This is a genomic window from Paraburkholderia sp. BR10923 (assembly GCF_040948765.1).
Lineage (GTDB): Bacteria > Pseudomonadota > Gammaproteobacteria > Burkholderiales > Burkholderiaceae > Paraburkholderia > Paraburkholderia youngii.
The window spans coordinates 1-1817 of record NZ_JBFPKO010000109.1; the positions used below are offsets into that span (position 1 = coordinate 1).

The window sequence follows — 1817 nt, forward strand, 5'->3', positions numbered from 1 at the left end:
ATGCGTATGCGCGGCGGGGTTACGAGGCGCCGCGCGGGGAGCTCGAGACGGTGCTGGCGCAGCTGTGGGCGGAGCTGCTGGGTCTGGAGCGGGTCGGTCGGCATGACCACTTCTTCGAGCTGGGCGGCCATTCGCTGCTGGCCGTGCAACTGATGGAGCGGCTGCGGCAGCGCTCGCTGGGAGTAGAGGTGCGCACGCTGTTCGCGCGGCCGGTGCTGGCCGATCTGGCGGCCAGCCTGGGCAGCCATCAGGAGGTCGCGGTCCCCGCCAACCTGATTACCGCGCACAGTACGGCGATCACCCCCGGGATGCTGCCGCTCATCGGGCTGAGCCAGGCGGAGATCGACCGGGTGGTGGCCACGGTGCCCGGGGGGCTGGCCAACATCCAGGACATCTATGCTCTCTCGCCGCTGCAGGAGGGCATCCTGTTCCATCACCTGCTGGCCAGCCAGGGCGATCCATACCTGCTGGTCTCGCAGATGGCATTTGCCGGTCGTGGCCAGCTGGAGCGCTATCTGGCGGCAGTGCAGCGGGTGGTGGACCGGCACGATATCCTGCGCACGTCGTTTGTGTGGGAGGGGCTGTCCGCTCCGGCGCAGGTGGTGTGGCGCCAGGCGCGGCTGGAGGTGGTGGAGGTTGAACTGGACGAGGCGGAGGGGCCGGCTCCCGAGCAGCTGCGGCGCCGGTTCGATCCGCGCGGGCAGCGCATCGATCTGGGGCGGGCGCCACTGATACGGTGTGTGACGGCCCGGGAGCCGGACAGCGGGCGCTGGCTGCTGCTGGAGCTGCAGCATCATCTGATCGGCGATCACACCACCTCAGAGGTAATGCATGCGGAGGTCCGGAGCGTGCTGGGAGGACGCGGGCACGAGCTGGCCGAGCCGCAGCCATTCCGTAACCTGATAGCGCAGGCGCGGCTGGGTGTGGGAGAGCAGGCGCATGAGCAGTTCTTCCGGGAGATGCTCTCGGAGATTGACGGGCCGACGCTGCCGTTCGGGCTGGGCGAGGTGCGCGGCGAGGGCAGCGGGGTGGACGAGGCGCGGCGGCAGTTGCCGCAGGCGCTTAACGACCGGCTGCGGCAGCAGGCGCGGCGGCTGGGGGTGAGCGTGGCCAGCCTGTGCCATCTGGCGTGGGCGCAGGTGGTGGCGCGCAGCAGCGGCCGCGAGCAGGTGGTGTTCGGCACGGTGCTGTTCGGGCGCATGCATGGTGGCACGGGCGCGGACCGGGCGATGGGCCTGTTCATGAACACGCTGCCGGTGCGGCTCGACGTGGATGGAACCGGGGTCGAGGAGAGTGTGCGTCGCACACACGCGCGGCTGGCGGAGCTGCTAACCCACGAGCATGCCCCGCTGGCGCTGGCGCAGCGCTGCAGCGGCGTTGCGGCGCCTGCGCCGCTGTTTGGCGCGCTGCTGAACTATCGCCACAATACGCTGGCGGCGCTCCCGGGCGTCGTGGGGGACGATGTCCTGGACGGCATGGAGTGGCTGGGTGCGCAGGAGCGCACCAACTATCCCTTGACCCTGTCGGTGGACGACTCCGGGCAGGCACTGGGCCTGACGGCGGAAGCGGTCGAGCCGGTTTCTGCGGAGCGGGTGTGCGGTTACATGCAACATGCGCTGGAGCATCTGGCGGAGCTGCTGGAGCGCTCGCCGCACACGCCGGTGCGGGAGCTGGAGATCCTGCCGGGGCAGGAGCGCGGGTATCTGCTGGAGGAGCTGAACCGCACGGAGGCGGCGTATCCGTCGGAGCGGTGCATCCATGAGCTGTTCGAGGCGCAGGTGCGGCGGGCACCGGAGGCGGTGGCGCTGGTGCATGAG

Annotated in this window: 1 protein-coding gene; it reads left to right on the top strand. The window is 70.3% G+C overall.

Features of this window, described 5'->3' with window-relative positions; genetic code table 11:
* On the top strand, positions 1-1817 hold a 1817-nt coding region (locus AB3X94_RS41560), incomplete at both ends, for a condensation domain-containing protein (protein WP_368614441.1).